The following is a 2,650-nucleotide window of genomic DNA, read 5'->3' as shown; positions in this document are numbered from 1 at the left end:
TTAAGCCGACCATTCGACAAGTTTTGGGATTGTTAAGGGTTCCGAGGCTCAACGTCAATAAAGCAATTGGAATAAAGCAATTATGTTATTGATTTTAAATTTTTTATATCAAAATGGTCTGTTTCTGTTAAATCATAACCAGAATGAAAAAGAAGTTGAGCTTCTTTTGAAATACATGGTATTTTTCGATCTTTGTAATTAGTTTCTGAAAACCAGTCATTTTGGAAAACATAATTACCACCTTCTGGGTTTGCTTGGGTAATTGATCCATCATCATTTAGATTTATAGGATGAATATCTAAATACCCATATTCTTCATGCTTAAGTTCCATACGTGAAGGCATCCAATCAACTTCTATTTTGTATCCTATATCTTTTAATTTTTGTATAACTTTTTGAGTGTGTTGAGCGTCAAAATCTATATCTATATCTCTGTGTTCTCTTTGTTGTTTTCCAGTTAATACATCTACCCCCCAGCCACCATCTAACCAATAAGTTACTTTCATGTGTTCAAATAAATCTAAAATATAAAATAATTCTTTTTCTGTTACATTATTATTTTTCATTTTATCCCTCCTAACTTGGGAATTTGAAACGAGTTGAAAACGAGTTTCTTCTTGTCTTGATACTATATAGAAATAACTGTCTTTTATGAAATGTGTTTAAAACCTTGATATATAAGGATTTTAGGTTGTTTTTATGCGTGAAAGAAAATTTGACATTAAAAAGCCCCAGGTATAAGATTTAATTGTCGAGAAAAAATCTAACTGGGGGTCTTTTTATATGCAAGATAATCATACAAAATTTATAAATGAAAATCAAGATAATGAAACATTAAAAGATTTAACGAAAACGGGTAAAGTACGTCCGTGGAAAGAAAAGAAAATTGATAATGTGAGCTATTCAGAGATACTCGACATTTTAAAAGTGAAAAAAGCTCATAACGTAAAACAATGTGGTAGCGTCTTAGAATTTAAACCAACAGAAGAGGGCTATTTAAAGCTTTATAAAACATGGTTTTGTAAATCGAAGTTGTGTCCTGTTTGTAATTGGAGGCGTGCTATGAAAAATAGTTATCAAGCTCAAAGAGTGATTGAAGAAGTGGTTAAAGAAAAGCCGACAGCACGTTGGTTGTTTTTAACTCTTTCAACGAGAAATGCGATAGATGGCGAAACTTTAGAACAAAGTTTAAAAGACTTAACTAAATCGTTTCATAAGTTGTTTAGATATAAAAAAGTTTCTAAAAATTTAATTGGTTTTATGCGTTCAACGGAAGTTACGGTTAATCAAAATGATGGTAGTTATAACCAACATATGCACGTTTTATTATGCGTTGAAAATGCGTATTTTAGAAAAAAAGAAAATTATATAACTCAAAATGAATGGGTTGATTTATGGCAAAAAGCACTTCGGGTTAATTATCGACCGGTGGCAAATATTAAAGCGATTAAACCAAACCGAAAAGGCGATAAAGATATTCAAGCAGCAATTAAAGAAACCTCAAAATATTCGGTTAAGTCATCTGATTTTTTAACTGATGATGACGAAAGAAATCAAGAAATTGTTAGAGATTTAGAACATGGTTTATACCGAAAACGTATGTTGAGTTATGGTGGTTTGCTTAAACAAAAACATAAAATTTTAAATTTAGATGATGCTGAAGAAGGTAATTTGATTAATACAAGTGACGAAGAAAAAACGACAGACGAAGAAGAAAAAGCAAATTCAATTACTGCAATTTGGAATTTTGAAAAACAAAATTATTATTTAAAAAATGTGAAACGTTAGCTAAAAAGCTAGCGTTTTTTTTATGTTTTTAGCCCCTGCGGGAACTATAGCGTTTAACCAGCATGGTTACCCACTTTTCATGCCAATTTTTAAATTTGCATGTAACTGGGCAGTGTCTAAAAAATAGTCACTGGTTTTGCTCAAATTTTTGTTTTTGGAAATAGCATATATTTATTTTGCTCATATTTGCATTTTAAGAGCTTATATAAGTTTTTAGGTATAAAACTATATGAATTACCCCTAAATCTTTAAAATGCCCCATTAAAATTCAAAATAAAGGTATTTAAAATTTTAAAAATAAAAAAGCTACTAGCAAAAAACTAGTAGCTTAAATCTTAGTTAAATTTTGATGTAGTATTAATTTTTATATCTACGCTACAACGTCGATTCAAATTCGTGCAGTATTAATTTTTGTATCTGCGCCACAACGCCGATTACTAATAATGCAGTATTAATTTTTATATCTGTGCTGCAACACCGATTACTTAAAACTAAGATTAAAAAAATCGACGAAGGTCGATTATGGTTTTTGCACCGTTTGGAACAAACGTATAAGTGCGCCCTTACGGGATTTAACTAGATTATAACGATGAAAAATAGACCTGTAAAGCGATAACTATTGTGATAAAGTTTGCTAAAAAGGAGTGATTCTATGGCTGCTATGTGGTTATCGATTATAGGTATGTGGTTTTGTATTGGAATGGCATTTTTTGCTATCAAGGTTATTAAAAATAAAAATTAGACCACGCATTTATGCCGAGAAAATTTATTTATGTTGAGAAGAACCCTTAACTAAACTTGCAGACGAATGTCGGCATAGCGTGAGCTATTAAGCCGACCATTCGACAAGTTTTGGGATTGT

At 30.6% G+C, this 2,650-nt stretch carries 2 protein-coding genes; one reads left to right on the top strand and one right to left on the bottom strand.

From position 1 onward, the window contains the following. Positions 1-80: 80 nt before the first annotated feature. Entirely contained in the window at positions 81-566 is a 486-nt protein-coding gene (gene lnu(A) / locus J5E45_RS14280; RefSeq protein WP_101141763.1) for a lincosamide nucleotidyltransferase Lnu(A), read from the bottom strand. A gap of 217 nt (positions 567-783) precedes the next feature. Between lnu(A) and J5E45_RS14275 the strand changes: the two genes are divergently transcribed. Further along, entirely contained in the window at positions 784-1,788 is a 1,005-nt protein-coding gene (locus J5E45_RS14275) for a protein rep (protein WP_208182388.1), read from the top strand. The last annotated feature ends 862 nt before the right edge of the window (positions 1,789-2,650 follow it).

This window comes from Staphylococcus shinii, assembly GCF_017583065.1.
Classification (GTDB): Bacteria; Bacillota; Bacilli; order Staphylococcales; family Staphylococcaceae; genus Staphylococcus; species Staphylococcus shinii.
Note: the sequence above shows the minus strand (reverse complement) of the source record. Positions and strands in the feature narration are given on the sequence as shown.

Coding starts and splice junctions, on each gene's coding strand:
- J5E45_RS14275 (WP_208182388.1), top strand. CDS start 784: ATGCAAGATAATCATACAAAATTTATAAATGAAAATCAAGATAATGAA.